This is a genomic window from Chelativorans xinjiangensis (assembly GCF_009812055.1).
GTDB classification, from domain to species: domain Bacteria; phylum Pseudomonadota; class Alphaproteobacteria; order Rhizobiales; family Rhizobiaceae; genus Chelativorans; species Chelativorans xinjiangense.
Window position 1 is genome coordinate 1 of sequence record NZ_WQNH01000006.1, and the last position, 25,705, is coordinate 25,705.

At 61.6% G+C, this 25,705-nt stretch carries 19 protein-coding genes and 2 pseudogenes; 14 read left to right on the plus strand and 7 right to left on the minus strand.

Annotated features, from left to right (window positions below; all coding sequences use genetic code 11):
• Positions 1 to 16: 16 nt before the first annotated feature.
• Positions 17 to 774: pseudogene (locus GM910_RS06180) on the minus strand (IS630 family transposase); the annotation flags it as partial.
• Between the two features lie 87 nt (positions 775 to 861).
• On the opposite strand from GM910_RS06180, the gene GM910_RS06185 reads away from it, so the two are divergent.
• From GM910_RS06185 to GM910_RS06215, 8 genes and pseudogenes are all read left to right on the plus strand, one after another.
• On the plus strand, positions 862 to 1,005 hold the full coding sequence (locus tag GM910_RS06185) for a hypothetical protein (RefSeq protein ID WP_159586647.1): 144 nt from the start codon (positions 862 to 864) through the stop codon (positions 1,003 to 1,005).
• A gap of 206 nt (positions 1,006 to 1,211) precedes the next feature.
• Positions 1,212 to 1,417, plus strand: a pseudogene (locus tag GM910_RS27140) (hypothetical protein); the annotation flags it as partial.
• A gap of 204 nt (positions 1,418 to 1,621) precedes the next feature.
• Positions 1,622 to 2,635 carry a tripartite tricarboxylate transporter substrate-binding protein gene (locus GM910_RS06190; protein WP_159586648.1) on the plus strand — a complete coding sequence of 338 codons (1,014 nt, stop codon included), beginning with the start codon at positions 1,622 to 1,624 and terminating at the stop codon, positions 2,633 to 2,635.
• Positions 2,636 to 2,662: 27 nt separating this feature from the next.
• Positions 2,663 to 3,196: a tripartite tricarboxylate transporter TctB family protein gene (locus GM910_RS06195; RefSeq protein ID WP_159586649.1), complete on the plus strand. Its 534-nt coding sequence runs from the start codon at positions 2,663 to 2,665 to the stop codon at positions 3,194 to 3,196.
• On the plus strand, positions 3,196 to 4,737 hold the full coding sequence (locus GM910_RS06200; protein WP_159586650.1) for a tripartite tricarboxylate transporter permease: 1,542 nt from the start codon (positions 3,196 to 3,198) through the stop codon (positions 4,735 to 4,737). The genes GM910_RS06195 and GM910_RS06200 overlap by 1 nt, the downstream gene beginning before the upstream one ends.
• Before the next feature lie 6 nt (positions 4,738 to 4,743).
• A complete protein-coding gene (locus GM910_RS06205) occupies positions 4,744 to 5,994 on the plus strand; it encodes an LVIVD repeat-containing protein (RefSeq protein WP_159586651.1) in 1,251 nt (416 codons plus the stop codon).
• A gap of 41 nt (positions 5,995 to 6,035) precedes the next feature.
• Complete coding sequence (locus GM910_RS06210) at positions 6,036 to 7,577, plus strand: carboxylesterase/lipase family protein (RefSeq protein WP_159586652.1); 1,542 nt, start codon at positions 6,036 to 6,038, stop codon at positions 7,575 to 7,577.
• A gap of 210 nt (positions 7,578 to 7,787) precedes the next feature.
• Positions 7,788 to 9,056 (plus strand): LysR family transcriptional regulator, encoded by a 1,269-nt coding sequence (locus GM910_RS06215; RefSeq protein ID WP_159586653.1) that lies wholly within the window; start codon positions 7,788 to 7,790, stop codon positions 9,054 to 9,056.
• 19 nt (positions 9,057 to 9,075) lie between these two features.
• On the opposite strand, the gene GM910_RS06220 is transcribed toward GM910_RS06215, so the two are convergent.
• The 6 genes from GM910_RS06220 to GM910_RS06245 form a co-directional block, all read right to left on the minus strand.
• Positions 9,076 to 10,650, minus strand: a complete 1,575-nt coding sequence (locus GM910_RS06220) for a carboxylesterase/lipase family protein (protein WP_159586654.1) — start codon at positions 10,648 to 10,650, stop codon at positions 9,076 to 9,078.
• A gap of 69 nt (positions 10,651 to 10,719) precedes the next feature.
• The gene (locus GM910_RS06225) at positions 10,720 to 12,327 is read right to left on the minus strand and encodes a carboxylesterase/lipase family protein (protein WP_246225872.1); all 1,608 of its coding nucleotides are present in this window, start codon (positions 12,325 to 12,327) and stop codon (positions 10,720 to 10,722) included.
• Between the two features lie 232 nt (positions 12,328 to 12,559).
• Positions 12,560 to 14,242 (minus strand): carboxylesterase/lipase family protein, encoded by a 1,683-nt coding sequence (locus tag GM910_RS06230; protein ID WP_246225873.1) that lies wholly within the window; start codon positions 14,240 to 14,242, stop codon positions 12,560 to 12,562.
• A 238-nt stretch (positions 14,243 to 14,480) separates the two neighbouring features.
• Positions 14,481 to 15,566: a tricarballylate utilization 4Fe-4S protein TcuB gene (gene tcuB, locus GM910_RS06235; protein WP_159586656.1), complete on the minus strand. Its 1,086-nt coding sequence runs from the start codon at positions 15,564 to 15,566 to the stop codon at positions 14,481 to 14,483.
• Complete coding sequence (tcuA, locus tag GM910_RS06240) at positions 15,556 to 16,986, minus strand: FAD-dependent tricarballylate dehydrogenase TcuA (protein WP_159586657.1); 1,431 nt, start codon at positions 16,984 to 16,986, stop codon at positions 15,556 to 15,558. Before tcuA ends, tcuB begins: the two co-directional genes overlap by 11 nt.
• Positions 16,983 to 17,678, minus strand: a complete 696-nt coding sequence (locus GM910_RS06245) for a GntR family transcriptional regulator (RefSeq protein ID WP_159586658.1) — start codon at positions 17,676 to 17,678, stop codon at positions 16,983 to 16,985. The genes tcuA and GM910_RS06245 overlap by 4 nt, the downstream gene beginning before the upstream one ends.
• A 197-nt stretch (positions 17,679 to 17,875) precedes the next feature.
• On the opposite strand from GM910_RS06245, the gene GM910_RS06250 reads away from it, so the two are divergent.
• The 6 genes from GM910_RS06250 to GM910_RS06275 all read left to right on the plus strand — a co-directional run bounded on the left by GM910_RS06250 (position 17,876) and on the right by GM910_RS06275 (position 25,705).
• Complete coding sequence (locus GM910_RS06250) at positions 17,876 to 18,331, plus strand: tripartite tricarboxylate transporter TctB family protein (protein ID WP_159586659.1); 456 nt, start codon at positions 17,876 to 17,878, stop codon at positions 18,329 to 18,331.
• 15 nt (positions 18,332 to 18,346) lie between these two features.
• On the plus strand, positions 18,347 to 19,861 hold the full coding sequence (locus GM910_RS06255; RefSeq protein ID WP_159586660.1) for a tripartite tricarboxylate transporter permease: 1,515 nt from the start codon (positions 18,347 to 18,349) through the stop codon (positions 19,859 to 19,861).
• 58 nt (positions 19,862 to 19,919) lie between these two features.
• Positions 19,920 to 21,908, plus strand: a complete 1,989-nt coding sequence (locus GM910_RS06260; RefSeq protein WP_159586747.1) for an oxidoreductase — start codon at positions 19,920 to 19,922, stop codon at positions 21,906 to 21,908.
• A 111-nt stretch (positions 21,909 to 22,019) separates the two neighbouring features.
• Positions 22,020 to 23,003: a Bug family tripartite tricarboxylate transporter substrate binding protein gene (locus GM910_RS06265; RefSeq protein WP_159586661.1), complete on the plus strand. Its 984-nt coding sequence runs from the start codon at positions 22,020 to 22,022 to the stop codon at positions 23,001 to 23,003.
• Between the two features lie 168 nt (positions 23,004 to 23,171).
• Complete coding sequence (locus GM910_RS06270) at positions 23,172 to 23,894, plus strand: SDR family oxidoreductase (RefSeq protein WP_159586662.1); 723 nt, start codon at positions 23,172 to 23,174, stop codon at positions 23,892 to 23,894.
• A gap of 35 nt (positions 23,895 to 23,929) precedes the next feature.
• On the plus strand, positions 23,930 to 25,705 hold the full coding sequence (locus GM910_RS06275; RefSeq protein WP_159586663.1) for a thiamine pyrophosphate-binding protein: 1,776 nt from the start codon (positions 23,930 to 23,932) through the stop codon (positions 25,703 to 25,705).

Consider the following 25,705-nt stretch of genomic DNA (forward strand, 5'->3'; position numbering starts at 1 on the left):
CTAGAGCACGTCCTGTTTAATCCGGGTCATATCCTGCGGCCCTGAAGTAGTTGGCGCATTCGGCCGGCGTGAAGAGGTCGATGATAGGACCGACGGCATCCCACAAAGCCTTGATGGTTCTCTCGGCTTTGGCGCGCATGAGGGCCTTGAGCTTGGAGAAAGCATTTTCGATTGGATTGAAGTCGGGACTGTAGGGCGGCAGGTAGAGCAGGCTGGCGCCTGCCGCCTCGATCGCGCCGCGAACGCCGACGGCCTTGTGGGCGGGCAGGTTGTCCATCACGACGATGTCGCCCTCCGACAGGGTCGGGACCAGCACCTGCTCGATATATGCCAGGAAGACGTTGCCGTTCATGGCGCCGTCGTAGACGAACGGGGCGGTCATGCCCGTCAGCCGCAGCGCGCCGGTAAAGGTGGTGGTCTTCCAATGGCCATGCGGCACGCCGGCCCGGCAGCGCTCGCCGCGTGGCGCACGTCCGCGAAGTCGGGCCATCTTGGTCGACAGTCCGGTCTCGTCGATGAACACGAGCTTCGCGGGATCGAGATCGAGCTGGCCGTCGAACCAGGCCTGCCTCCGCTTCAGGATGTCGGGGCGATCCTGCTCCAGTGCTTGTGCGGACTTTTTTTGAAAGTCCAACCGCGGCCGCGAAGCCAGGCGCTCAAGGCGCTGCGGCTGATCCGCACCGACTGCTCGGCGACCAACCGTTCCACCATCTCGTTCAGCGTGATGTCCTTGCGCTCTTCGATCAGCCCGACGATGAAGGCTTCATGCGCATCATCCACCTCCGTCAAAATGGAGGTTGAATCAGAACAAAATGTCGCCGTCACATCACAATCGATTCATCGATCACAGGACATGCTCTAGTGCTGCAGGGTGATGCGCGCTTCCATATGCTGCTGGAACTAGTCGATGACCACGGCGGCGATGATGACAAGGCCTTGATCACGATCTGCCAGAAGGACCCGACACCCATCGTCATCAGTCTGTCCGAAGAAAGGATGGCGTGACAGCACCATCCTCCAGAACGTAGCGGTCGAAGTCGCAGCCGTGCAGCAAATGCGCCCGCAGTGTCGTCCGCCCCAACTCCGCAGAGCCCGGCCGGCTTGCAAGTTCAGCCAGTGTCCGAAGAGCGGTCTCGCTGGAGTATTCCGGTCCGATGGTCAGTCCCTGGCCTTCGAGATAAGAGCCGCCGGCGCCGACGCAGACGAACGATCATGGCCGCATCGAGAACAGACCCCATTGGGTGCTCGACGTCGTCTTCCACTATAGTCTCGCCCGCCTCAGAACCGGAAACACATGGCCATGAACCTGGTGAGAAATCCCAAGGACAAGCATAGCCTCAAGGTGCGAAGAAAACTCGCCACCTCTCGACCAGAATTATCTCGCAGAACTCATCACTCAAAGCCCCCGCTAACCTGAAGCGATTCTCCTGAGATAGCGATTCTCCTGAGATAGAATGCGTGGCCGAAGCATCGATATAGAAATAATTCGATTGCGATTGAATATCCCCTCGCGGAAGAACGAATTCCAGTGCCCCGGCCAGAGAATCGATAACCGTGAGACGCTCGAGCACCATATCGTTGCGGGGTGCACAGAAAAAAGAGCACGAAGGGAGGATTCAAGATGCCAGATGAAGCTGCTTTCATGAATCGCAGGGGCTTCTTCAAGATCGCTGGGAGCTTTGTTGCCGCATCGGCGATCGGTGGCGCGGCCGGCCAAGGTATCGCAGCCAACTATCCCAGCAGGACCTTCGACGTCATCGTTCCCACCCGAGAGGGCGGAGGGGCGGATGGCCTGTCCCGCGCCTTCATCAATAGCTGGAAGGACAAGATCGGACAAAATTTCGAGCGTCAGTTCAGCCCCGGCGCGGCCGGGCAAGTGGGCTATGAACTGTACTTCAAGCAACGTGAAATGGACGGCAGCAATTTGCTCTTCGGCAATGTGAGCGCGGAGATGATCATGTACGCGTTGCAGAAGCCCGATTTCAGATTCCCCGAGGACATTTATTACTTCTGCGGGATCGATACGGACCCCTGCGGCATATGGGTTTCGGGTGAAAGCCCATTCACGTCGGTTGAAGAGGTTGTCGAGACGGCCATGAAGCGGCCAGTGAGCGTCGCCGTCAGCCGATTGCCGCACCCGGGCACGATCGGGCTTCTGGCCTTGGCCGAAGCCACAGGGGCGCAGTTCAACATCGTTCCCTATGGCGGGGGCAATCCCCAGGTGGTGGCGGTGTTGAATGGGGAGGCCGAATGCGGCGGCGGTGGCACTGCAGGGTATATCGAAGGGGCGCGTATCCTCGGGGTCTTCGACCGCGAAGAGTTCGTGCTGGCCGAGACCCGCGGTGACGTGCCGCTGATCAACGAAGTCTTTGGGACCGATATTCCCAGCCTTTACTCGACCCGCTCCTGGGCGGTTCACCGCAGCTGGGCCGATGCCAACCCGGACGACTACAAGGTGCTCCAGGATACCTCGGCGGCCGTATTCGACGATCCCAGGTTCAAGGAAGAGATCGTTCAGAGCGGGGTGACACCTTGGGACGGCGTTCGTTTTCGCGATCAGTCCACTTGCATGGCGCTTGCGCAGAGCATGGTCGAACTGGCCACGAAATATGGGGATCAGCTGACCGCCGGTTAGGTGGCCAGCTGATGGCCGAGAGCGCATATGGATAGCCGCCAATCGCGCGAGACGAGCCCCAGCGCCCAGAGACGGGCGTTGGGTGCCGATCTGCTGATCCCTGTCTTCGCGGGGCTCTTCGCGCTCTATTTCTTTTGGGACACGTGGGGCCTGAAGTGGGAAGCCCGCATCAACGGGATTCTCATCGGCGTTCCCCTTCTTGGCCTTATCGTGCTCAAGATCACCTCTACGGTGATTGCTGCCACGAAGGGAGAGGCTTCGATGCGCCTGGGCACTATCACCGCCTGGTCCCCGGATCAGCGGCGGCGCCTCCTCCTCTTCGCTGTGTTTGCCGGTTTCGCGATGCTGATCGGGTGGCTCGGCGTAACGCTGTCGCTGTTCTTCGCTCTACTTGCCGGCCTCTGGATTCTCGATGTGCGCAGCCCCGCCGTCCTGGCGCTACTTCCGGCCGGAACGGCCGCGCTGGTCTACGTTCTGTTCATCGCTGTCCTCGACAAGAGAATGCCCTACGGCCCGGTTGAAAACCTGCTTGCGCCTCTGCTGGTCGGCGGAGGCATGTGATGCTGTCTGGCTGGGAGAACTACGGAACGCTGTTTATTGCATCCTTCACCCACCTTTGGATCATCGTTCCTGCGGTCGTCCTGGGCATTCTCGTGGGCGCCATTCCGGGGTTCAGCGCCCAAAACACACTGCTCATCCTGCTGCCCCTTACCCTGGTCATGGACATCGACACGTCCATGGCATTCATGGTCTCCGTCTATTGCGCATCGCACATGGGTGCCGGCATCCCGGCAATTCTGATCAACATGCCCGGCACGGGGGGACACGCGGCAACCTGCCTTGACGGCTTCGCCATGACGAAGCAGGGACGCTCGCAAGAGGCTCTCGCGATCTCTGCATTCGCATCGGTTGCCGGCGGTCTTTTCACGACCATCCTGGCCATCGCCTTCCTGCCCCTCCTTTCCAGGATGGGCCTTTACCTGCACAGCGTAGACATGGTTGTGATCATGGTCTTCGGCCTTTGCCTGATCGCAATGATCGCCACCGACGACCTCGTCAAGGGGCTGATCGCCGGCTTCTTCGGCCTCCTTATGGGAGTGGTCGGGACGGACTTCATCTACGGCACACCCCGTGCCACGTTCGGGTTCATCGAGTTGTACGAGGGGGTGCCGCTGGTCCCCGCGCTTATCGGCCTCCTCGCCATCTCCGAAGCCATGGTGATGTTCGAGCGGGAAACGATCGCCTTGAGTTCGCAGGAGGCTCGTCAGAAGGTCTCGGGGTGGACCGGGACATTCGAGGGAATTCGTCAATGTATCCGGCAATGGTGGATTCTGGCGTGGACCTCCTTCATCGGCCTCTTGATCGGCATCGTTCCGGGCGCCGGGGCCTCGATCGCCTCGTTCGTCGCCTACGCGCAGGCGCGTCTGTTCTCTGCCGATCCGCAAAGTTTCGGCCGCGGCAGCCCGGCGGGGCTGATCGCGGCTGAAAGCTCAAACAACGGCGTGACCTCAGGGACGCTGGTCCCGCTGCTCGCGATCGGTGTGCCCGGCGGCACGACAGCAGCGGTCATGGCTGTGGTGCTTCAGTACAACGGCATCCTTCTGGGCCCGCGCCTCTTCACGGATCGCCCCGAAACAGCTTACGGCATCTTCTTCTCGATGCTCGCAGCCTACATCGTGATGGTCTTCCTTGTGCTGCCGCTCGCGCGCTATGTGGGCACCATCGTTCTTATACCGACGCGCGTGCTCGTTCCGCTGATCCTGTCGCTGACCGTCGTCGCCTCGCTCGCCAACCGGGGCTACGTCTTCGACATCTATGTCGCGCTCGTTTTCGGCGTCATCGGCTACATCTGCCGCCGCACCGGATACAACGTCATCGCCGTACTGATCGGCGTCCTCCTGGGGCCGCTTTTCGAGCAATACCTCCTGCGCTCGCTCCGGTTGGGTCAGGGCGATCTTCAAATTCTCTTCTCATCGTCCATAGGCAACACTCTGTGGGGGCTGCTTGCGCTGTCCCTCGCACTGCAGTGGTGGAAGGGGCGGAAGATGCGGCGGGTACTTCGCGACGGGCCCGCCGCCAAGGAAACCATCAATCCCTATTGAGCTATCATGCCAAACCAAACACAACCCAAGAACTTCAAGCATTTGGCCAGGCTGGATATCCCGGGCGGTGGGCAGGTGACGGTTGGGAACGGCTACGCCTTTGTCGGCCACATGAATGCTCCGCACGGAACCAGCATCATCGATGTCCGGGATCCCAGGCGACCGAAACTCGTCCACACGATCATGCTGCCCGACAACCGGTCGCATACGCACAAGGTGCGAGTGATCGGCGACCTGATGTTCGTCAACGTCGAACAGGCTGCCCGCCACCAGACGCGGCGGGCGGGCGCGGCGATCGAAGCCGATCCTGGCGCGACGGACGCCGAGATCGCAGTGCGCACCGGGTTATCCGCCATGATTGTCGCCAGCGCGCGTTGCTACACATCCCGGCCCTACGATCTTGGCGGCTGCAAAATCTACGACGTTTCCGACAAGGTCCGCCCACGCGAGATCGCGTATATACGCACGCATGGGTTCGGTGCCCACCGTTTCGATGTGGACGAGAGATATCTTTACCTCTCGACCGAAATGGAAGGATATATCGGCAACATCCTCGTCATCTACGACCTTGCCGACCCTTCCCGGCCGAAGGAGGTCAGCCGATGGTGGATGCCGGGCCAGCATGTCGCGGGCGGCGAGACGCCTTCCTGGCAAGGCTATGGCCACCGCTTGCACCATGCGCTGCGATTTGGGGATCGGCTCTGGGCCGCCTGCATGAAGGCCGGCGTGTATATGATCGACTGCTCCGACATAACGCGCCCGCGGACACTAGGGAGTTACAATTACCATCCGCCCTTTCCGTGCCCCACGCACACCGTTATGCCGATCCGGGCGCGGCATAACGGACGCCAGGTCGCGGTGGCGGTTGACGAAGAACATGATTTTGCCCCCGGAGAACCCCATGCGGGGCTGTGGTTCCTCGACGTGGAGGACCCGGCCGACATCCGGCCGATCTCGGTGTTTCATCTTCAGGAGCGCGCGAGCCCCCATGCCCTTTCCGGCCTTACTTTCGGCGCGCATCAGTACAATGAGACCATGCACAGCGACACGCTGTTCGTGACCTGGTTCAGCGGGGGGCTGCGCGCGGTCGACACATCGAACCCGGCCCAACCGCGTGAAATCGGCCATTTTCTTCCGCAGCCGCCCGACGGCTATCCGGCACCGATGAGCAACGACGTCTACGCCGACGCTTCGGGCATCGTCTATCTGTGCGACCGCAATCGCGGCCTCGACATTCTTCAATTCGAGGGCGGGTGAGAACGGTGATAACCCAGAAGCGCATTTTTTCCGGCCCCGGCGTGGCCGAGGCCGAGACACGGTCGGGCCGCGTATCGGGATACCTTGCCGAGGATATCTATACCTTTCTCGGAATCCCCTATGGCGCCGATACTGGAGGGATGAACCGGTTTCTCCCTCCACAACCGCAGGCGTCCTGGGTTGGTGCGCGGCCCTGCCTGATCTTCGGGCCCATATGTCCGCAGCCGCCCCGCGCCGGGGCCGAGGAGATGACCCACGCATACCAGGAGGAGGGTTTCCTTCTGCAGTGGCGCGATGGCGTGCAGAGCGAGAACTGCCTCAACCTCAACATCTGGGCGCCGACACTCGACCGTGAAGCGCGGCTTCCGGTAATGGTCTGGCTTCACGGTGGCCATTTCGCTTTCGGCTCGAGCGGGGAGCTCCCGGCGACCCATGGAGAGGAACTCAGCCGGCGCGGCGAGGTGATCATCGTCAGCGTCAATCACCGGCTCAATATCTTTGGCTACATGCCGGCCCTCCCCTTGGGAGAAAATTACGCCGGTTCAGGCAATGTGGGGATGCTCGACATCGTCCTGGCGCTTGAATGGGTTCGCGACAATATCGAGGCGTTCGGCGGCGATCCGGGCTGCGTGACGATCTTCGGGCAATCCGGCGGCGGTGCGAAGGTGACGACGCTGATGGGAATGCCCGCGGCGCGTGGCCTGTTCCACCGCGCTGTCGTTCAGAGCAACATCGCGCTCCGCCAATGCGGGGCCAAGCAGGCGGACCATATCCGCGCGGCCATTCGCGCCGAAATCGGTGGGATGGATGCCGAACGACGGTTACTGGAGATGCCGTCGGAGCGCTTGATGCGCTTCGGAATGACGGTGTTGCAGCGTGTCGCGATTCCCGAGAACCCGGCCCGCCGAAACCGCCGCGTCCGGTGGGAGCCCGTGGTCGACGGCATCCACCTTCCTAGCAATGCCTTCGATCCCGAGGCGCCCGAGTTCAGCGCAGAGGTGCCGCTGCTTGTCGGCACGACGCTTCACGAGTTCGCAAACGGGATCGGCGTTCCCGATCCAGAAGGACTTACCGATCGGGCCGTGGCCGAAGAGTTTTCCCGCACTTTCGGTGAGACAGGTGCCGCCGTATTGAGCCTGTTTCGCGCCAAGTATCCTGACATTACGCCGTTCGAGCTGAGGTCTCGCGCCTATGGCGCTACCGTGCGGCAATGTGCTGTGATCCAGGCCCGGCGCAAGGCGCGCCAAGGCCGGGCGCCTGCGTATCTCTACTGGTTCCGCTGGCGCACGCCGGCACTTGGTGGACGGCCGGGTGTATTCCACAATGCAGAATTGCCCTTCGTCTTTGCCAACGCCCACCGCTGTGTCGAGTGGACCACCGGCAGCCCGGAGGCGATCGGGCTGGCAGACCGCGTCGCGGACGCATGGGTTGCATTCGCCCGCACCGGCGATCCGAACCACCCAGGCCTGCCCGAATGGCTGCCGGTTTCCGCGGCCGGATGCGAGACGATGATCCTTGACACCGATTGCACCCTGGATATCGGCTCGGACCGAGACGAGCGAAACTTGGCCGGTCCTGCCTGACAGTCTGACCGAAAATTTGTCAGCCGGAGCGAAAATGGTGTTTAGAGCACCGGAGCGGAGCATACTTAAAGTATGTGAGCCCCGGAGCGCAGAAAAATGCCATTTGCAGACCGCGATGGCGGATTTCCGGTCAGACTGTGAGACCGATTGGAATTCCTTCCAATATGCTATGATGCGGATCCAGGAAGAAATTCGGGGTTGGTTCCGCCGGTGACGCTATCGGTTCTCGAGCGCACGAAACACATCAGCATCCGGCACTTCCGCGCCTTCGAAGCGGCCGGCCGGTTGGGCAGCCTGAATCGGGCGGGCGACGAAGTCCACATGTCGCAATCGACCATGACCTATGCGTTGCGCCAGGTCGAGGAGATGTTCCGCGTCCGATTGATGGAGCGCGACGCGCGCGGCAGCCGCCTGACGCCGGAAGGGGAAGTCGTCCATGCCCGCCTAGCCACGTTTTTCGAGCTTCTCAACGATACCGTGGTTGCGGTGCTTCGCCCGCTCGGGAACCGCGCCGAGGCGGATCTGGGTCGTATAGTCGGTTCTATCTCTTGGCTCCACATCCTTGCCGTTGCAGCATTCGCCCGCCTTGGCGACGTCGATGTGGCAGCACAAAAGCTTGGAATTTCTCAGGCCTCTCTGTTGCGGCGGTTGCGTGAAGTCGGGCGGTGCCTGGGATGCGATCTGTTCGTGCGCAACGCGGAGCGCCTTGTCCTGAACCGAACCGGACAGGCATTTGCAAGGGGCCTCAGCCTCGCGGCCAAGGAACTCGACTATGCCGTCGACGAGTTGGCCTCATTGGGCGAGAGCCATGTCAGCACCATCGCCCTGGGCTGCCTTGGCCTGGCACGCACGGCACTGATCCCCAAGACGCTGTCATGCTACCTGTCGCATCGCCCCACGGTCCGTGTCCGACTTGTCGACGACTCCTTCGATGTCGCTTTCGCAAAGCTCTGCAACGGTGAGCTCGATTACCTGATTTGTGCAAAGCGCGACGACATGGCAGCGCATGGTATCGTGGGGGACGAGCTGTTCAGCGCAAATTATGCCATCGCATGCCGGGCCGGCCATCCGTTGACCCGCGTGGACAAGGTTACGATCGCCGACCTCCTGAGGCACGACTGGCTGCTGCCGATCGAAGGTACTCCACTGCGCCGAGCCTGCGAGCGGATCTTCGAAGGTGTCACCTTCCCCAGCCATTCGGTGATCGAGACCCAGTCGGCGATGACATCCTTCGCCATCCTCCGCTCCAGCGACCGGCTGATGATCTCCTCCTGGCACGACATCGTCTCGAACGGTCAGGACGAGTATCTTTCCGTCCTGCCCTATCCGCTGCCGATCGCTGCGCGGTCGATCTATCTCTATCGACGACAGAGTTTTCGTCCGCCCCCGCTTCATTCTGAATTCGCCGTGCGCCTGAGACGCCGCGCGGCCAAGTTCCACGAAATCAGCTGTCCCCTACCGGAGCTGCGACCGCAGTGAGGAGGCCGCAGCTCGCTTTCTACTTGGCGAAGAGGTCGCAGTTATGGTCCGCTAGATACTGGTCCTCGGGGACAGCACTGATCTGGCCACCGGCGGAAAAGACAATACGCTGCCGGCTTTCCGGCGTATAGGCCGGCCACTCGGCCTGCTCGGATGCGGCCATGCCCCGAGTATCCGTGAGACGGACCCAATAAGCGCGCATCAGTTCGGCCAGCTTCTGCTGCTCGGCGGTAAGCCCGTTCGGGACCGTGCCCTCGCCCCACAGATAAGGCAGTTCGGCGCTGTGCGGGACTCCAAGGTCGAAGGACGAGGGAACGCTTGCATAGGAGCGGATCGGCGCGGTCTCATCGGCGAACTCGTAGGCATAGGTCGGTGTCCATTTGCCCAGGGCGTCAATCGCCTTGTGAGTGCCGCAGATATAGCGCTGGTCGGTGTCGAAGTCGCCCAGCGCCATGCCGGGGGCGGTTTCCTCCGCCTCCTTATACGCCGCAAGAACGACTTCGGCCTTGTCGCCCATGCGCTCCCGCACCGTCGATTCATACTTCTCGCGCGTAACCGGCTGCTTCTGCAGGTCGTTGCCCTCATAGATAAAGACGCGCGTCTCGTTGCGGGTGTTGCCGATGATGACGGGGACACGGTTGAATTCGCCTGACCGGAAAGCTTCCAGCGGCGGCTTCGGCAGCGCATAACCGCCATGGGTCGTCGGGAAACCAAACCCCGAATCTTCCTGCGCGGTCAACACCTCGGCTGGCGACTTGGAGCGAAGGCAAGTGAGTGTATCCTCGGCATCCGCGCAGCCGATCGACTCGACAAATTTGCTGCCCGCCACGACCTGGTCCGCGTTCGAGGTGCTCGGGCATTCGCGCCCGCTCTCCATCACCGCTCCATGGAACAGGCCTGCTGCCTCGGGCGAGGCGAGAAGGAAGCAGACCCCGCGCGCGCCGGCCGATTGGCCCGCTATGGTCACGCGGTTCGGATCACCCCCGAAGGCCGAGATGTTCTCCTTGACCCAGCGAAGCGCCTGAACCTTGTCCAGGTCGCCGTAATTGCCGCTGCTCAGGCCGTCCTTCGATTCGGCATTCAGCGCATCGAGCGCCAGATACCCTATCGCCCCCAGGCGATAGTTCGCCGTCACGACAACAGATCCGGCCTGCGCCAGCTCACGCGGATCCCAGTCGGTCTTGGAGCCGTTGACCGATCCGCCTCCGTGATAGCCAACGAAGACCGGCAGGTTGTCTCCCCGATCGGCCGGCACATAGACGGTGAGTGACAGGCAGTCTTCGGTCCAGCTTGCAGGACGGTCCGGACGCCAGAAGGTGGCAAACTGCACGCATTCATTGCCCGAACCCGTCGCCTCGAATGGCTCGGTGAACGGAGCTTTCGGCTGCGGAGGGGCCCAGCGGAGATCGCCTACGGGAGCCTCGGCATAAGGAATTCCCTGGTAGATATGGAGTTCGCCGCTGCTGGTTCCGTGGATGTCGCCGGCGGGCGCGGTCACCGTCTGAGCATCCGCTGTCGTGGCAGCCAACAGGCCTGCCGCGACAGCGAAACCCAGTTGTCGACTGAACTGGTATATGGTCGGTCGAAAACTCATATGTCTTCTCCTTGCAGGCTTGGAGGATGAGGGCGTTGAACCCTCATCCTCGCAAAGCACCGTGTCTCTTCACTGGGAAAGGTCGCCCTCGCTTACTTCGAACCGGTCGAACACTGCTTTGCGGTTCAGGGCGTCACGGCTCGGATACGGCGTTGATTCCACGGCTTGGGCATAGCCGTCGGCGAACCGCATGAAGGCCGGCCCATCCGTCGGCTGGGGCCACTCCGGCAGGTCTTCGCCGTTCGGATCGCCTGTCTTGATAAAGTTCGCAAGATAGGACGAGATGGTATCGGCCATGCGATAGTCCGCATCGGTCCAGTGCCGCTGACCCGGCCATTCCCGCAGCGAATTGAAGAAATACCACAGGTCCGACGAGTGGTACGCGCCATAGAACTCGGAGTCCCGGCCCGGCGGCACCTGATTGAAATAATAGGCGAAAACATTGCCGTTGTTGTGCGCCTTCGCGTATTGGGCCGAAATGAGAGCCTTCTGGAACTCGAAGTCGGTGTCGGCCCGGAGCGACATCCGGTACGCTTCTCGCGGATCGGACGGCTCGTAGACCTCCTTGTAGTCGTCGTTGCCGTAGATCTTGGTCATGGCGGCATCGAATTCCTCATCCGCGAAGGTGCGGTCCGGGCCGCCTCGTTGCGAGGTGCGTTCGTCGGAAGTTCCGCCGATCATGATATCGATGCCGTTGAGCGCGCCCGGACGCAGCAGGTCGATCGACTCCTGCGTCAGCGAGTAGCCGTCGATGATGTATTCGCCGATGGCTCGGTCGAGTGCTTTGTAGAGAATATCATCTCCCACCATCTTTTGGGTGAACTCAGTCGTCGGTAGCGCTCGGAGATCAGCAAGGTTCATCGGCTTCCCAAATATCTCCTCCAGCGCCGCAGCGTTATCGGTCTCTGCCTGTTCCAGCGTCTTGAAGTCCAAAGGCAGGATGCCACCAAAGCCGCTTTGGATGACGGCACGGTGGAATAGTCCCTTCGCCAAGGGGCTCTTGAGCAAGGTGACGCTGTTTCGCCCGCCGGCCGACTGACCTCCTATCGTCACGCGGCTCGGGTCGCCGCCAAAGCCTCGTATGTTGTCTTGCACCCATTGAAGTGTCGCGACGAGGTCGAGCAGGGCGTAGTTACCGGAGGCGCCGTTCGGGCTCTCCTTGCTCAGTTCGTCGAGCGCAAGGAAACCAAGAGGTCCGACACGGTATTGCGTCTGAACGACGATGACCCCCTTTTCGGCCAGTTTCGATGCCCAGAATTCGATCTCCGAGGCATAGCCGTGATCGTTGCCGCCGCCGTGAATCCAGACATAGACGGGCAGGTTGTCGTCTGTGCTTGCGGCGGGGGTATAGAGATTGAGCTTCAGACTGCCTTCGCTGGCCGGGGGCAGGAACTCACGATCGTAATAGAACTCATCGCCCCAGAACTTTCCAACCGGATTGAGGTTGATGTCCTGAACCACCTGATCGGGCCATCTGTCTGCGGCCATGACCCCTTCCCATGGCTCGACGGGCTGCGGCGGCATCCACCGGTTTGCCCCGGATGTTTGGGCGGCGAAGGGAATGCCCTTGAAGAGCTGGACGCCCGGCACATCCGTTTCGACGCCCTTCACTTTGCCGCCAGCGATCTCGACCACATCAACCGGGTCGGCAAGAGCGGCGGGTACGGCAGTGCTCATTAGAAGACTGCCGGCCAACACACACCACGCCAATCTCCTGCAAGGGGATGCCTTGCTAGATACCATGTGCATTTTCTCCTCCTCCTTTGGGATCCGTCCCATCGGGACGGACAGGCTAGGCCGCTTCTCCACCGGCCAAGACAATATCCGATCAGCAAGTTTCGGCTGTTCCTCCTTCGGTGCGCCGGCGGAATGCCGCCGGCACACTTCGTTGCTTGGTTGGAAGACAGGATCAGATCGCGCCCGCAGCTTCGAGCAGCGGGGTATCGTGATTGAAGCGGACCTCGCTCACATTGTCGAAGATCATCGTTGCTCCGCCCTCGACCGTGTAGGCTGGCCATTCGGGAAGACCCTCATGGTTCGGGTTGCCCGTACGGGCAAAGGCGATCCAGGCGTCGCTTACCCGCTCGGACATTGCGATCGCGTCCGGTCCGCCGCCGGTGGCCGTATTGACGAGTTCGGCGTTTGCGAAGACATGCGGGATTTCCGCGCAGTGCCAAGCCATGCCGATGCCTTCGAGCACGGGGGATTCCCAGCTGAACATGTAGGTGTAGACCGGCGCGCCACCCTGTTCCGCCTTCATCTTGGCATTGCGCAGGGTACCTGGGCGCGAGCGCAGATCTACGAAGTAGGCATCGGCCAGCGTCTTGTCGGGATATGCGGCGAGGAAGGCCTCGGCCACTGCGTCAGCCTTGTCGCCAAATCGCTCCTTCAGCTTCTCCCGGGCGTATTCCTCGGCCCATTGGTTCTTGTTGTCAGCGAGAAGGTCGGCAGGCTTGTTGCGGATGACCGTCTCGCTTTCGTTCAGCACGTTGCCGATCAGAAGTGGGATGTCGCGTCCCTGGTCGACCCAGCCGTCGCCGCCGTTCTCGTCCTGCAGGACCTGGACGCCGTCGATGACGGCCCGCCAACCGGTGACGCCTGGAAAAGCATTCTCCTGTGACAGCGTCTCGAAAGCCTGGGTCCCAGCGGCGAGCAGGTCTTCATATGAAACCTCGCGAATCTTGTCAGCCGTCTCTGCGGTTAAGCCCAAATTCCCAAGCGTGAGTTCGGCCACACGGCTCGCGGCTTCCTTCGGCATGCCCGCCACATTGGTGGCGCCGCTCTGGACTATAGCTTTATGGAACAGGCCGTCCGCTGCCGGCATGCGCATCAGGGCACGCACCTTGCCGCCGCCGCCGGACTGCCCGAAGATCGTGACGTTGTCCGGATCGCCGCCGAATGCCTCGATGTTGTCACGCACCCATTCAAGGGCGGCCACAGTATCCATCAGGCCGAGATTGGGCGTATCCGCATAGTCCGGCCCGTATGCCGATAGATCGAGGAAGCCCAGAATGTTCAGCCGGTGATTCAGCGTTACGACGACGACATCTCCCTTTTTTGCAAGATTTTCGCCGTCATAGGCCACCTGCTCGATCGCCGATCCATTGGTGAAGCCGCCGCCGTGCAGCCAGACCATCACGGGCCGATTGCCTCCGTCGTTCACCCCGGGTGTCCAGATGTTGAGGAACTGACAGTTCTCGCTCATGGGAAGATAGCGATGCGGATTGAAAAGTTCGTCGTTGGCGACCTCGCTCATCGGCGGAATGAGACAATTGTTGCCATAGGTCACCGCCGGACGGATCCCCTCCCAGGACTCCACCTTTTGCGGCATCATGAACCGCTCGGCAGTGGCGTAAGGCGTGCCGAGATACTGGAAAACGCCGTTGCGCTCGGCGCCCAGCAGCTTGCCCGCGTTCGTGGCGACCAGCGCACGGTCCGCGGCTGTGACATATTCCGATGCCTGAGTTCCGACCGCTGGCATGAACGTCGCGCCGATCATCGCCATCATGGGTATTGCAGCCAGGCCTGCTGACCGCGCAAGGCCAGTCAGTGTGAGCTGTCTCGAGTCGAACATTCGTTCCTCCTCCTCCAACTGTCACTTCAAAATGGCCGGGGTCTTCGGAAAGCCGAAACCCGGCTTCCGCCGGCACGAGGGTACCCGCGGATTGCAGGAGGATAATTGGCCCTAAACTTTGAGGGTTATCGAGTTTGCAGTAAGCGCTATGAAAAAACCGCCATCCATTCGGCAGGAGCTGGGAACGGTGCAACGTCGGAGGTCGGCTACTCGTCGCGCGTTGCCTGGAGTCGGCCCGCGGGGAACCGCCCGGCACTCATCCCTTCCGCTTCGTTTCCTCGGCAAGCAGCGCCGCGATGCGGAAGAAGCCATGAACCATTTTCGTGTAGGGTAGCAGCAGGAACAAGGCCAGCACCGAACCCAGATGCAGCGCCAGAAGGCTGGGCACCGCAAAGGTGCCGGTGGCTGCATATAGCGCCAGCCCGGAAGCCGCCACGAGACCGAGCAGCAGCACGAATGCCATCTCGCCTCCCCAAACCCGGCTTGCGCCAAGCTTGGGATCGGCGCGCATCTTAAGCCAAACAAGCCCGCTGGTGCCAATCACCAGCGCGATGCCGCCGGGCACGCCCAAGAGCTTGGGCGGCGTGAACAGGCCGTAGGGCGCCTGCCAGTCAAGGAAGTAGTGCATGAGCGTTGCCACCGCCGTCGCCGCGAAGCAGGCAAGGAAGCCGTAGAGCACAGCCTGGTGGAACCAGCGCCTGAGGTCGGTGTAGCGGTCCTCGCGCTCGAAATTGCAGCCTTGTCCCTGTCCGCCGTCGAGGTTCCGCAGTGTCGCAGCGCTGGCAAGGGCATTGCGGATGTCGCGCAGCGTGATAGGCCCCGCACCGACGTCCCGCCAGTACTGGTACAGACCGATGGCGACGGCAATAAGCGGCAGCAGGAATGCCGGGGTGAAAACCGCGACCATCGCGTTGTGCGACAGGTGCGCGTAGAACCCGTCGCCCGCACCTTCCGGCAGGGCGGCAATCAAGGCAAACAAGGCCGAGATGCCGGCGACCAGCATCCCCGCAATTGCCACGCCATGCGTATGGAATAAGCGCGAAAATGGCGCCGGCCAGACCAGCCGCTCCCAGCTTCCCTGACGGACTTCGGCCAGCGCTGCGGGAAGATTCAGCGCGAATTCATGCGGCTCGGTGTACTGGCAGGCATAGTAGCAGCCCCGGCAGTTGTGACAGAGGTTCGCCAGATGCGTGATGTCGCCGTCGGAGAACATCTTCTGGCGCGTCATCGCCGGAAACACGGAACAATAACCTTCGCAATAGCGGCATGCGTTGCATATCTCGATCTGCCGCCGGGCTTCGGCAGTTGAACCAGAGTCGTCTTGGGAGAGTTCAAGCAACATCTGCAATTTCCTGATCGTTGAGAGCGTGGCGAGCCGCTTCATGTCCCGCGATGCGGCCAAAGACGGTCCCGATCGTCATGCCGAAACCGGCAAGGTAGCCCTGCCCTAGGATCGATCCGGCCATGATTTCGCCGGCGGCCCAGACATTTGATAGAACGCCGGAGGGCGTCTGAACGCGCGCTGTCTTGTCGACCTTGAGGCCGAGATAGGTGAAGGTGACCCCTGGCCGCAGTTGATAGCCATAGAAGGGCGGCTCCGTGACGGGTTGTGCCCAGTTGGTCTTGGGAGGATCAATGCCTTCCGTCGATAGCCCGTCCAGTTCCGTCGGGGTGAAGGCGCCAGGCATGCAGGCGGCATTGAAACCGCCGATGGTTTTGGCGAGTTTTGCAGGATCGAGGCCGAGCTTTTCACCCAGTTCCTCGATGGTCTGTCCCACCACCGGCCGAAAGACCGATGGCATGAAGAGATCAAGGGATGTGGAATCGATAATCGCGTAGGCTACCTGGTCCGGCTGTCCGGCGACGAGGCGCCCCCAGATTGCGTAGCGCTTGGGCCAGACATCCTCGCCTTCATCATAGAAGCGCTCCGCATCCCGGTTCACCACGACCGAAAATGGCACGCAGTCGAGGCGCGTAACGATCCCGCCGTCATATTGGGGTGCGCGGCCGTCAATGGCCACTGCATGGCACTGCGTTGGATCGCCGACGCTTTCACATCCCTGGTCCAGCATATCGCGAAGCACCACACCGCGGTTATAGGGTGTTCCGCGGATGAGAAAGTTTCTGGCGGCCGGCCCCCAGGCGCTTACCAGCCATTCCCGGTCGGCCTGGAAGCCCCCCGAGGCAAGCACCACCGCACGCGCGGAAATGCGCTCCACCGGGCCGCCGGAGAAACTCACTTCGACATGCTCGAATCTGTCCGCCTCAACGGCGATATGGCTGACCTGGGCTTCATAACGAACGGTCACACCCAGATCTTCGGCGGTGTTGTAGTAGGCGTTGACGAGCGCCTTGCCGCCGCCGAGGAAGAAGGCGTTGGTCCGGCTCAAGGACAGGGTGCCGGACAGGGAGGGCTGGAAACGAACGCCATGCGCTTCCATCCAAGGCAGGCATTCCTGGGAGGCGCGGATCGTGAAGCGCGCCAGATCTTCATCGGTCTTGCCCTTTGTCACCAGCATCAGGTCTTGGAAATATTCGTCCTCGCCATAGGTGCCGGTGAGAACAGAGAGAGGCCCTTCATGCTTGCAGCGGAAGTTGCGGGTATGGCGCGAATTCCCGCCGCGATAGGGTTTGGGCGCCCCCTCGAGCACGAGCACGCGCGCACCCTCTTCGGCAGCGCAGATAGAAGCGCAAAGGGCTGCGTTCCCTCCGCCCACGACGACGACATCCCATGAATGGCGCGGCGGCGCCAGCCGGTTCATAGCCCCTCCCCATCGATCCAGAGCGATTCTTCTTCATCGCGGTCAAGCGCCCGAAGGGCCTTTAGGCGCACGAGCTGTGCCGCCTCGATATGCGCGCGCATCTCCGCTTCCGCCGCCGCTCCGTCACGCGCATGTATGGCATCCAGGATGCGCTGGTGCTCACGGCAAGCTGCCTCCGCCCGCCCTGCATCGGTAAGCGTAGAGCGGCCGAGAATGAGCATTGTCTTCTGCAGAGCGCTGACGGACTTGCGCAAGAAGCGGTTCTTGGCGGCATCCAGCAGAGTGGCGTGAAACTGGCGATTGACCTCGGCCGCCTGCACCTCGTCGTCGAGCACCTCGGCAAACTCTTCGTTCAGGGCACACAGCTCGGCCAGTTCCACCTGCGAGGCCGCCCGCGCGGCAAGCCGCGCCGCCGTTCCCTCGAGAACAGTGCGCATCTCGTAAAGCTCCATGATTTCCGCATAGCCAAGCCTGCGCACCACGGCGCCAAGGCGCGGCTGATGGACAACGAGCCCATCCGCCTCAAGCCGCCGCAGCGCCTCTCGCACGGGTGTGCGCGAGATTTGCAATCTCTCCGACAGCTCCATCTCGCGCAGTCGCGCGCCCGGCAACAGGTCGCCGCGGCGAATCTCGTCCAGCAAGCGAAAATAGACTGCTTGCCCGTGGTGAGTCGCATCTTGCTGGTTTGTCATGAGAACGTCAGCGCCTGTATACGATTGGATACGTCTGGACGACGCTAGTTGTCGGCCCGCAGAAAGACAACCGGAATTTCGAGTTGACTTCTCACATTATCGGAATCTATTTCTAATATTGAAACTTGAGGGGTGGAGTGGCCTGGCCGGCATCCAGCGTGGTCGCTGATGGACAGCCGCGCGATCGGGGGAGGATCATGAAAATCTACGAACAGGCCGGAGGGATGTTCTGGCTGTTTTTTGCCGCTCTGGTGATGGCGGAGTCGATGCGGCTTGGACTGGGAACTCCTGCTAACCCCGGTGCTGGATTCGTGACATTCGTATCGGCGCTTTGTCTCGGCTTCCTGTCGCTGGCGCACATCGCCCGCACGACCTTCCAGGGTGCGGAAGCGGCGGATGACGCGGCACTTCCCCTCGCAGCGGTTCCGAGGGTACTGCCGAGCTTCATCGCGCTCGTCCTTTACGCGCTTGTTCTTCCGCTTCTCGGATACGGTCTCAGCACATTTGCGCTCATGTTCGTGCTGTTCTGGCTGGTCCAGCCGAAACGCTACGTTCTCATCACCCTTCTCGCGTTTATCAGCACTGCACTGACCCAACTGATCTTCCAGTTTCTGCTGAAGAGCCAGTTTCCGGTCGGCCCTTGGGGCTTTTGACGGAGGCAGCGCCAGATGGACATCTTATCGAATATCGCCCTCGGGCTCGGCGTTGCCTTCCAGCCAGAGAACCTTCTTTTCTGCACGCTTGGCGTCGTCATCGGCACGCTGATCGGCGTTATTCCCGGCATTGGTCCTGTTGGTGCAATGGGATTGCTTCTGCCGGCCACGATGTATGTGTCGCCCGAGGCATCAATCATCATGCTCGCCGGCATCTATTACGGGGCCCAATATGGCGGGACGATCACCTCCGTCCTCGTGCGCATCCCCGGCGAGGCGACTTCGATCGTCACCTGCATCGACGGCCATGAGATGGCGCGCAATGGCCGCGCAGGCGCCGCATTGGGCATTGCCGCTTGGGGATCGTTCATTGCCGGCACGGTCAGCGTGCTAGTCCTCATGCTGGTCGCACAGCCGCTCGCCTCGATGGCGCTCAGATTTGGCCCACCGGAATATTTCGCCATTATTTGCATTGGGTTGGTGCTTGTTACCCACCTCTCCCAGGGCTCGACGCTGAAGGCGCTGATGATGGCGTTCGTTGGGTTTATCCTGGGTGGGGTGGGGCTTGACCTCGTCACCGCGCTGCCCCGGTTCACACTCGGCATCAACGAACTGAGCGACGGCATCGGCATCGTTCCCGTGGTCATGGGCCTGTTTGGCGTGGCCGAAGTTCTCGAGAACCTCGAAGGACGGGAACCGAATGTGCGCACGACGGAAACGCGGGTGAAAAACCTTTGGCCGACGATGGCCGATTGGGCGCGTGCAAAATGGCCGATCGTGCGCGGCACGGTTATCGGCTTTTTCATCGGCATTCTTCCCGGCGGAGGCGGCGTGCTCGCGACCTTCACCTCCTATGCCGTCGAGCGCCGGATCTCCAAACACCCGGAAGAATTCGGAAAGGGCGCGATAGAAGGCGTAGCCGGCCCCGAAACCGCCAATAACGCGGCGGCAACGGGCGGGCTTGTTCCCCTGCTCTCCCTCGGCCTGCCCACGGGCCCGATCATGGCAATGCTCTTTGCGGCTCTCGTCATCCAGGGCGTTCAGCCGGGACCGATGTTCATCAGCAACCATCCCCAGATATTCTGGGGCCTCGTGGTGAGCATGTATGTGGGAAATCTTTTGCTGCTCATTCTGAACCTGCCGCTTATCGGCGTCTGGGTGCAGATCCTCAAGACGCCCGGCTGGATGCTCTACCAGCTCATCTTCCTGTTCTGCCTCATCGGGGCCTACTCGGTGAACAACTCCACCTTTGACGTTCTTGTGATGCTCGTGTTCGGGGGCATCGGCTACCTGATGCGGAAGTTCCGCTACGACGCGGGACCAATGGTTCTTGCCTTCGTGCTCGGGCCGATACTCGAACAGAATCTGCGCCAGTCGCTGCTGATCTCGCACGGCGATTTCTCCATCTTCGTCACGCGGCCGATCTCCGGCGCCATCCTTCTCCTGGTGCTCCTTATCCTGATCTCGAACGTACTCCCGTATCTGCGTGCTAGACGCCGTGCGCGGGGTCAGTTTCGCGGGGCCGAGTAGCCAGAATCGCAAGGGAACGATGCGCCATGCACCAACTTCAAATCAGGGAATACTGCATATGCAGATAAAGTACCCTCACCTTTTCGAGCCGCTTACGATTGGCAAGGTCCACCTCAAGAACCGGATCGCCATGGCGCCCATGGGCTTCCCCGCCCTGCAGGACGAAAGCGGTCTCCCTACCCAGCGCTACGTCGACTATTTCGTAGAGCGCGCCAAGGGTGGGGCCGGCCTGCTGCACACTGGCATGCTCAAGGTCGAGGATGAGATCGAACATTCCAGCCGCAAGCGCGGTCCCGTGCGGGAGGCGTTCATTCGTCCATTCGCGGACCTGACCGAGGCGGTTCATTCGCTCGGCGCGAAGTTTTTCGTTCAGCTCTCTCCCGGCTTCGGTAGCCAGGCGCGCCCAGGCACCATCAGGGGCGGTCCCGTCGCGCCTTCCGCCGTGCCGAATTTCGGTGACCCGAAGATTACTTGCCGGGCGCTCAAAACCGAAGAGGTCGAAGCGCTGGTGAAGGCATATGGCCGCGCCGCCGAAATCGTCGCCCGCGCCGGCTGCGATGGTGTCGAATTACACGGTCATGGCGGCTTCTTGCTCGATCAGTTCACCTGCTCCTACTGGAACAAGCGCGACGACAAATATGGCGGCAATCTGCGTGCCCGTCTGACCTTTCCGTTCGAAATCCTGCGCGAGATCAAGAGCCACGTCGGCGAAGATTTCCCCGTCACTTATCGCTATGGACTCAAGCACTACATGAAATCTTTGCACGATGCCGGCCTGCCGGGTGAGACCTTCGCGGAAGTGGGCCGCGACATCGATGAGGGGCTCGAAATGGCAAGGCTTCTCGAGGAGGCCGGATTCGACGGGCTTGCCGTCGATGCGGGCGCGTTCGCGGGCCATTATTGGACGCATCCACCGATCTATCAGGACCATGGCTGCATGCTGTCCATGTCGGCCATGGTTAAGAAGGTGGTCTCGATACCCGTCATGACCGTCGGCCGCCTCGACATCCCGGACATGGCGGAACGCGCCATTGCGTCCGGCGAGGCCGATATCGTCGCAATCGGCAAGGGCCTGCTCGCAGATCCCTATTGGCCTAATAAGGTGCGTGCGGGCCATGTGGAAGACATCCGCCCCTGTATCGGCTGTCACCAGGCCTGCACGGAGGTCATCCATGGCCGCGATCTGAACTCTTGCACCGTAAACGCTGCGTGCGGACGCGAGCGTACCCACACCCCCACACCTGCGCTCGTCAAGAAGAAAGTGCTCGTTGCAGGCGGCGGCGCCGCGGGCATGGAGGCAGCACGTGTCGCTGCCGCCAGGGGGCACGAAGTCATTCTTTACGAGAAGGAGACCGAACTCGGCGGCCATCTGCGCGACGCATCGGTGCCGGACGATAAAAAAGACGTTGGGCGGCTCAACACCTGGTATCAGCGACAGCTCTCCAATCTCGGGATCCCCGTCAGGGCCAGCACTGCCGTTACGCCTGCTGTTGTCGAGGCCGAAGCGCCGGATGTGGTGGTGGTGGCCAGCGGCTCGACGGACCTCATGCCGAAACTGCCGGGCGCCGATCTTCCGCATGTCGTGCCGAGCACGGGCGTTCTGCTGGGCAGGTACGAGACAGGCGAGAACGTCATTGTCGTGGGCGCCGGAGAGAACGGTTGCGAGCTAGCCCTGTGGCTCGCCAGGAAGGGCAAGCGCGTCACGTTAGTCGAACGGCTGTCGCTCCCGGTGGCAATTCCCGTGGCGCGCGCCAATCGTAACATGCTGCTCGATCTGCTTGCATTCCATCAGGTGCCGATCCTCACCGATACAGCTCTCGAAGAGGTGCGGGAGGGGTCGGTGGTGGTCAGCCATGCTGATGGCACCCGCGAGGAGATCGATTGCGACACAGTGGTTATGGCCGTCGGCGTCAAAGCCGAACCAGAGCTCTACGTCCAGCTCGTTCAGAGCTTTCCCGGCGAAGTTTATTCGATCGGCGATTGCGACGGACCAAAGAACATCATGAAAGCCGTCTGGGACGGCTTCGAGGTCGGGCGCGCGATCTGAACATTTCCGAGCCGGAACCGATCAGGCCCGGCCGGAACGCTACCCCAGGGAGGGGGGCCGCCCCTTCAGCCGAATGAAGGTTGGGGCTGCCATCAGAAGGAGGAGTTAAAAATGAAATTCAATCTCAAAGCTTTGGGCGCGATCTGCGGCCTCGCGCTCGGTGCCATTCTCGGAATGGCGCCCAACGTGGCTGCACAGGACTTTCCCACCAAGCCAATCACGATTCTCGTCGGTTACAATCCCGGCGACAACATGGACGTCATGACACGTCATCTCGCCGAGCTGGTCGAGAAGAAGCTTGGTCAGCCGATCAACATCGTCAACAAGCCCGGCGTGGCAGGCGCGGTTTCGCTTGGCGTTCTGGCCCAAGCAGCGCCCGATGGCTACACCCTGGCCTCGGTCGTCGACACGCCGCTGAGCCGCATGCTCACCATGCGCAAAATGGAGTACACGCAGGAGGATTTCGCGCCTGTGATGCAGTTCTCGTCAGGCGTGACAGGCGTCGTTGTCAAGGCCGACTCACCTTGGCAGACCTTTGAAGAGTTCATTGCGGATGCCAAGGCAAACCCGGGAAAAATCACCTACGCCACTTCGGGCGCAGGTTCGACCATGCATGTGGCGATGCAGTATGTCGGCAAGGAAGCCGGCCTCGACTGGACCCACGTCCCCTACCCTGGCGCGCGCGACACACTTGCCGCCGTGCTAGGCGGCCATGTCGCCGCCGCAGTCGGTTCGACGCAGTGGGTCGAGGACGTTCGAGCGGGGAACATGCGCCTGCTGGCGGTGATTTCGGACGCCCGTATGCCGGCCTTCCCGAATGTACCGACGCTGCCTGAACTCGGCTTCGATTTCGATGCCCACGCCGTCAGCATCATCGTTGCGCCTGCCGGCACACCGGAACCGATTGTCGCCAAGCTCGACGAGGCCTTCCATGAAGCAATGGAAACACCCCAGTTCGGAGAAACCCTCACCAAACTGATCGCGGCCAAGGAATATCGCGGACACGCTGAACTCACCGCCTATCTGAAGAAGGTGAAAGAGGACTTTGCCGGGATCATAGCCGATCTCGGCATTCCCACCGAGTTCAATAAATGACGTTCTCTGCTTCGGCCCCCGGTCACTCCGGATCGGGGGCTGCCTACCCCACTCGGCCTGAGCGCGTGACCCGGTTGGCCGCATCGCATCCAGTCATCTCCGTCGGCGGTAGATCCTGACGGCGCCAGAACTCTGACAGAACAAAAGTAGGCAACGGGAATGGATGAAATGAATTCCAAGACTGCAATCGTGTTCGGCGGCTCACGCGGTATCGGTGCGGCCATCGTCGAGGTGCTCGCCCGCGACGGCTATAGCGTCGCACTCACTTACACTTCAGCTAAGCCCGATCCAGTTCCCGGTGGAAGCCTGAACAGGATTGCCTGCTACGAATGCGACATCCGTAAGCCTGAGGACATCGAGCATGTTTTCACGAATGCCGAAGCCGAGTTCGGCGGCGCGCTGGCCTGCGTCGTCGCGAATGCCGGCATAAATGTGCCCCCGGCTCCCGTAGGCGGTTTCCCGCATGAGCGGTTTGTCAGTCTCGTCGAGGTCAACATCGTCGGTGCCTTCAACGTTCTTCACGCGGCAGCGAACCATGTCTGCGACGGCGGCACGATTATCGGCCTCACCACTTCCCTCGTCCGCCACGCGGCGCCCGGACTTGGTCCCTATTCGGCCACCAAGGCCGCGGTGGAATGCCTGTTGCGCTCCATGGCCCGCGAACTCGCGCCACGCAAGGTGCGCGTGAATGGCGTCGCACCCGGTCCCGTCGACACCGACCTCTTCCGCGCCGGCAAGGACACCGCCGCTGTGGAACGGTCCGCGGCGATGAGCCCCTTCAGCCGCGTCGGACGCCCTGACGAAGTCGCCGCCGTCGTGGGCTTTCTCGCCTCCGACGCCGCATCCTGGGTCCATGGCCAGATTGTTCAGCCGAATGGCGGCCTGATCTGACGCTGGGCGACAACCAACTGCACGGAGCTCACAAGATGGCACTGAAGAAAGGCGGAGAGATCATCACCGAATCTCTCATTAATGAGGGCATCACCCATGTCTTCGGCATATGCGGGCATGGCAATGTGGGGCTTCTCGACTGCCTTTACGAACGTCGGCACGAGATCGCACTAATTTCGCCACGTCATGAGCAGACCGCCGTCCATATGGCCGACGGCTTCTTCCGCGTGTCGCACCAGCCGGCGGCAACGCTGACCTCTACAGGTCCTGGATCGGCAAACCAGATCATGGCGCTGGCTGTTGCCCAGACCGACAGCTCCGCCGTCTATTCCATTACGGCAAACGTGCCCACCAATCAGTTCAACAGGGCGCCGTTCCAGGAACTGAACCTTCATCACCACGCCGATTTCAACAGTGTTATCAAGCCGGTGGTCAAGCGCAGCTTCCAGCCCACCAGAGTCGAGATGCTGCCGCTTGCGATGCGGCAGGCCGCGGCAACGATGACAACGGGCCGGCCGGGCCCGGTCAATCTGGATATCCCCTACAACCTCTTTCAGGAAGAGGCCGAGGTCACGCCCGAGCCGCGCGGCAACGCCTTCGGCCAGCGCCGCAGCGGCGCGAGCCTGGAGGACGTGAAGCGGGTGACGGACATGCTCCTCACGGCCGAACGGCCGGTGATCTTCATCGGCCACGGGGTCACTCTCTCCGAGGCCTCGGCCGAGCTCACGCGGCTGGTCCACAAGCTTTCGATCCCCGTGATCAGCTCCCCGAACGGCATGGGCTGTTTCGACATGACGGACCCGCTCTCACTCGGTTTCATCGGCCGCAACGGCGCGTATCAGGCGAACCAGGCGGGCCGGCACGCCGATCTTGTTCTGGCGATCGGCGGCCGCTTTGACGACCGGTCGGCTTCAAGCTGGAAGCCTGGATACTCCTGGAATTTCCCGCGCACCAAACTCATCCATGTCGACGTCGATCATGCCGAGCTCGGCCGGAACTACACGCCGGACCTGCCGATTCTGGCCGATGCTCGTGCGTTCCTCGGGCAAGTCCTGAGCGAACTCGAGGGGCGTGAAATCAGTGCCAATCGCCTTGCCCCATGGCTCGCCGATATCGCGGGCTGGCGCAAGGAGTGGGAGGATTATCTGAGGCCTAACTGGAACAGCCACGTCTCGCCTATCTCACCTTACCGGATTGTCGAAGACTGTCTGAAGGTGCTGCCGGAGGACGCGATCCTGACGCTCGATTCCGGCGTGCACCACAATTGGTACATGCAATTCTGGCAGGCGCGCCGGCCGCAGTCGATGCTCAACACCTGGGGTTATTCCGGAATGGGCTTCGGGCCTTCATCGGCACTTGGCGCCAAGCTTGCTGCGCCCGACCGGCCCGTGGTCTCGATCAGCGGCGATGGCGGCTTCACTATGGTACCGCACGTGCTGTGCACAGCCGTTGAATACGACATCGCGGTGGTCTTTGTAGTCTGGAACAACTTTGCCTGGGGCGCGATCCGTGACCTTCAATACGGATATCTCGGCGGCCGCGAATACCGCACAGCCTTCTATCACAACGCATCAGGTGAAAAGTATAACCCCGATTTTGCGGCATGGGCGCGGGCGAGCGGCGTCGAAGGCTATACCGTTACCCGCAGCCAGGACTTCGCCGGCGTTCTTGAAGAAGCCGTGCAGCTGAACAAGCCCGCTCTGATCGACGTGCATGTCGACGCGGATATCCGGCCGCCGGCGACGGGGTCGTGGGAGCTTCCGCCTCTGCCGGCAAAGGAGCCAGTCTTCGGCAAAGCGTGGCGGCCATAA

Coding starts and splice junctions, on each gene's coding strand:
- GM910_RS06225 (WP_246225872.1), bottom strand. CDS start 12,327: ATGAGCACTGCCGTACCCGCCGCTCTTGCCGACCCGGTTGATGTGGTC.
- GM910_RS06265 (WP_159586661.1), top strand. CDS start 22,020: ATGAAATTCAATCTCAAAGCTTTGGGCGCGATCTGCGGCCTCGCGCTC.
- GM910_RS06200 (WP_159586650.1), top strand. CDS start 3,196: ATGCTGTCTGGCTGGGAGAACTACGGAACGCTGTTTATTGCATCCTTC.
- GM910_RS06275 (WP_159586663.1), top strand. CDS start 23,930: ATGGCACTGAAGAAAGGCGGAGAGATCATCACCGAATCTCTCATTAAT.
- GM910_RS06220 (WP_159586654.1), bottom strand. CDS start 10,650: ATGAGTTTTCGACCGACCATATACCAGTTCAGTCGACAACTGGGTTTC.
- GM910_RS06195 (WP_159586649.1), top strand. CDS start 2,663: ATGGATAGCCGCCAATCGCGCGAGACGAGCCCCAGCGCCCAGAGACGG.
- GM910_RS06205 (WP_159586651.1), top strand. CDS start 4,744: ATGCCAAACCAAACACAACCCAAGAACTTCAAGCATTTGGCCAGGCTG.
- GM910_RS06270 (WP_159586662.1), top strand. CDS start 23,172: ATGAATTCCAAGACTGCAATCGTGTTCGGCGGCTCACGCGGTATCGGT.
- tcuB (WP_159586656.1), bottom strand. CDS start 15,566: ATGTTGCTTGAACTCTCCCAAGACGACTCTGGTTCAACTGCCGAAGCC.
- GM910_RS06255 (WP_159586660.1), top strand. CDS start 18,347: ATGGACATCTTATCGAATATCGCCCTCGGGCTCGGCGTTGCCTTCCAG.
- GM910_RS06190 (WP_159586648.1), top strand. CDS start 1,622: ATGCCAGATGAAGCTGCTTTCATGAATCGCAGGGGCTTCTTCAAGATC.
- GM910_RS06245 (WP_159586658.1), bottom strand. CDS start 17,678: ATGACAAACCAGCAAGATGCGACTCACCACGGGCAAGCAGTCTATTTT.
- GM910_RS06260 (WP_159586747.1), top strand. CDS start 19,920: ATGCAGATAAAGTACCCTCACCTTTTCGAGCCGCTTACGATTGGCAAG.
- tcuA (WP_159586657.1), bottom strand. CDS start 16,986: ATGAACCGGCTGGCGCCGCCGCGCCATTCATGGGATGTCGTCGTCGTG.
- GM910_RS06250 (WP_159586659.1), top strand. CDS start 17,876: ATGAAAATCTACGAACAGGCCGGAGGGATGTTCTGGCTGTTTTTTGCC.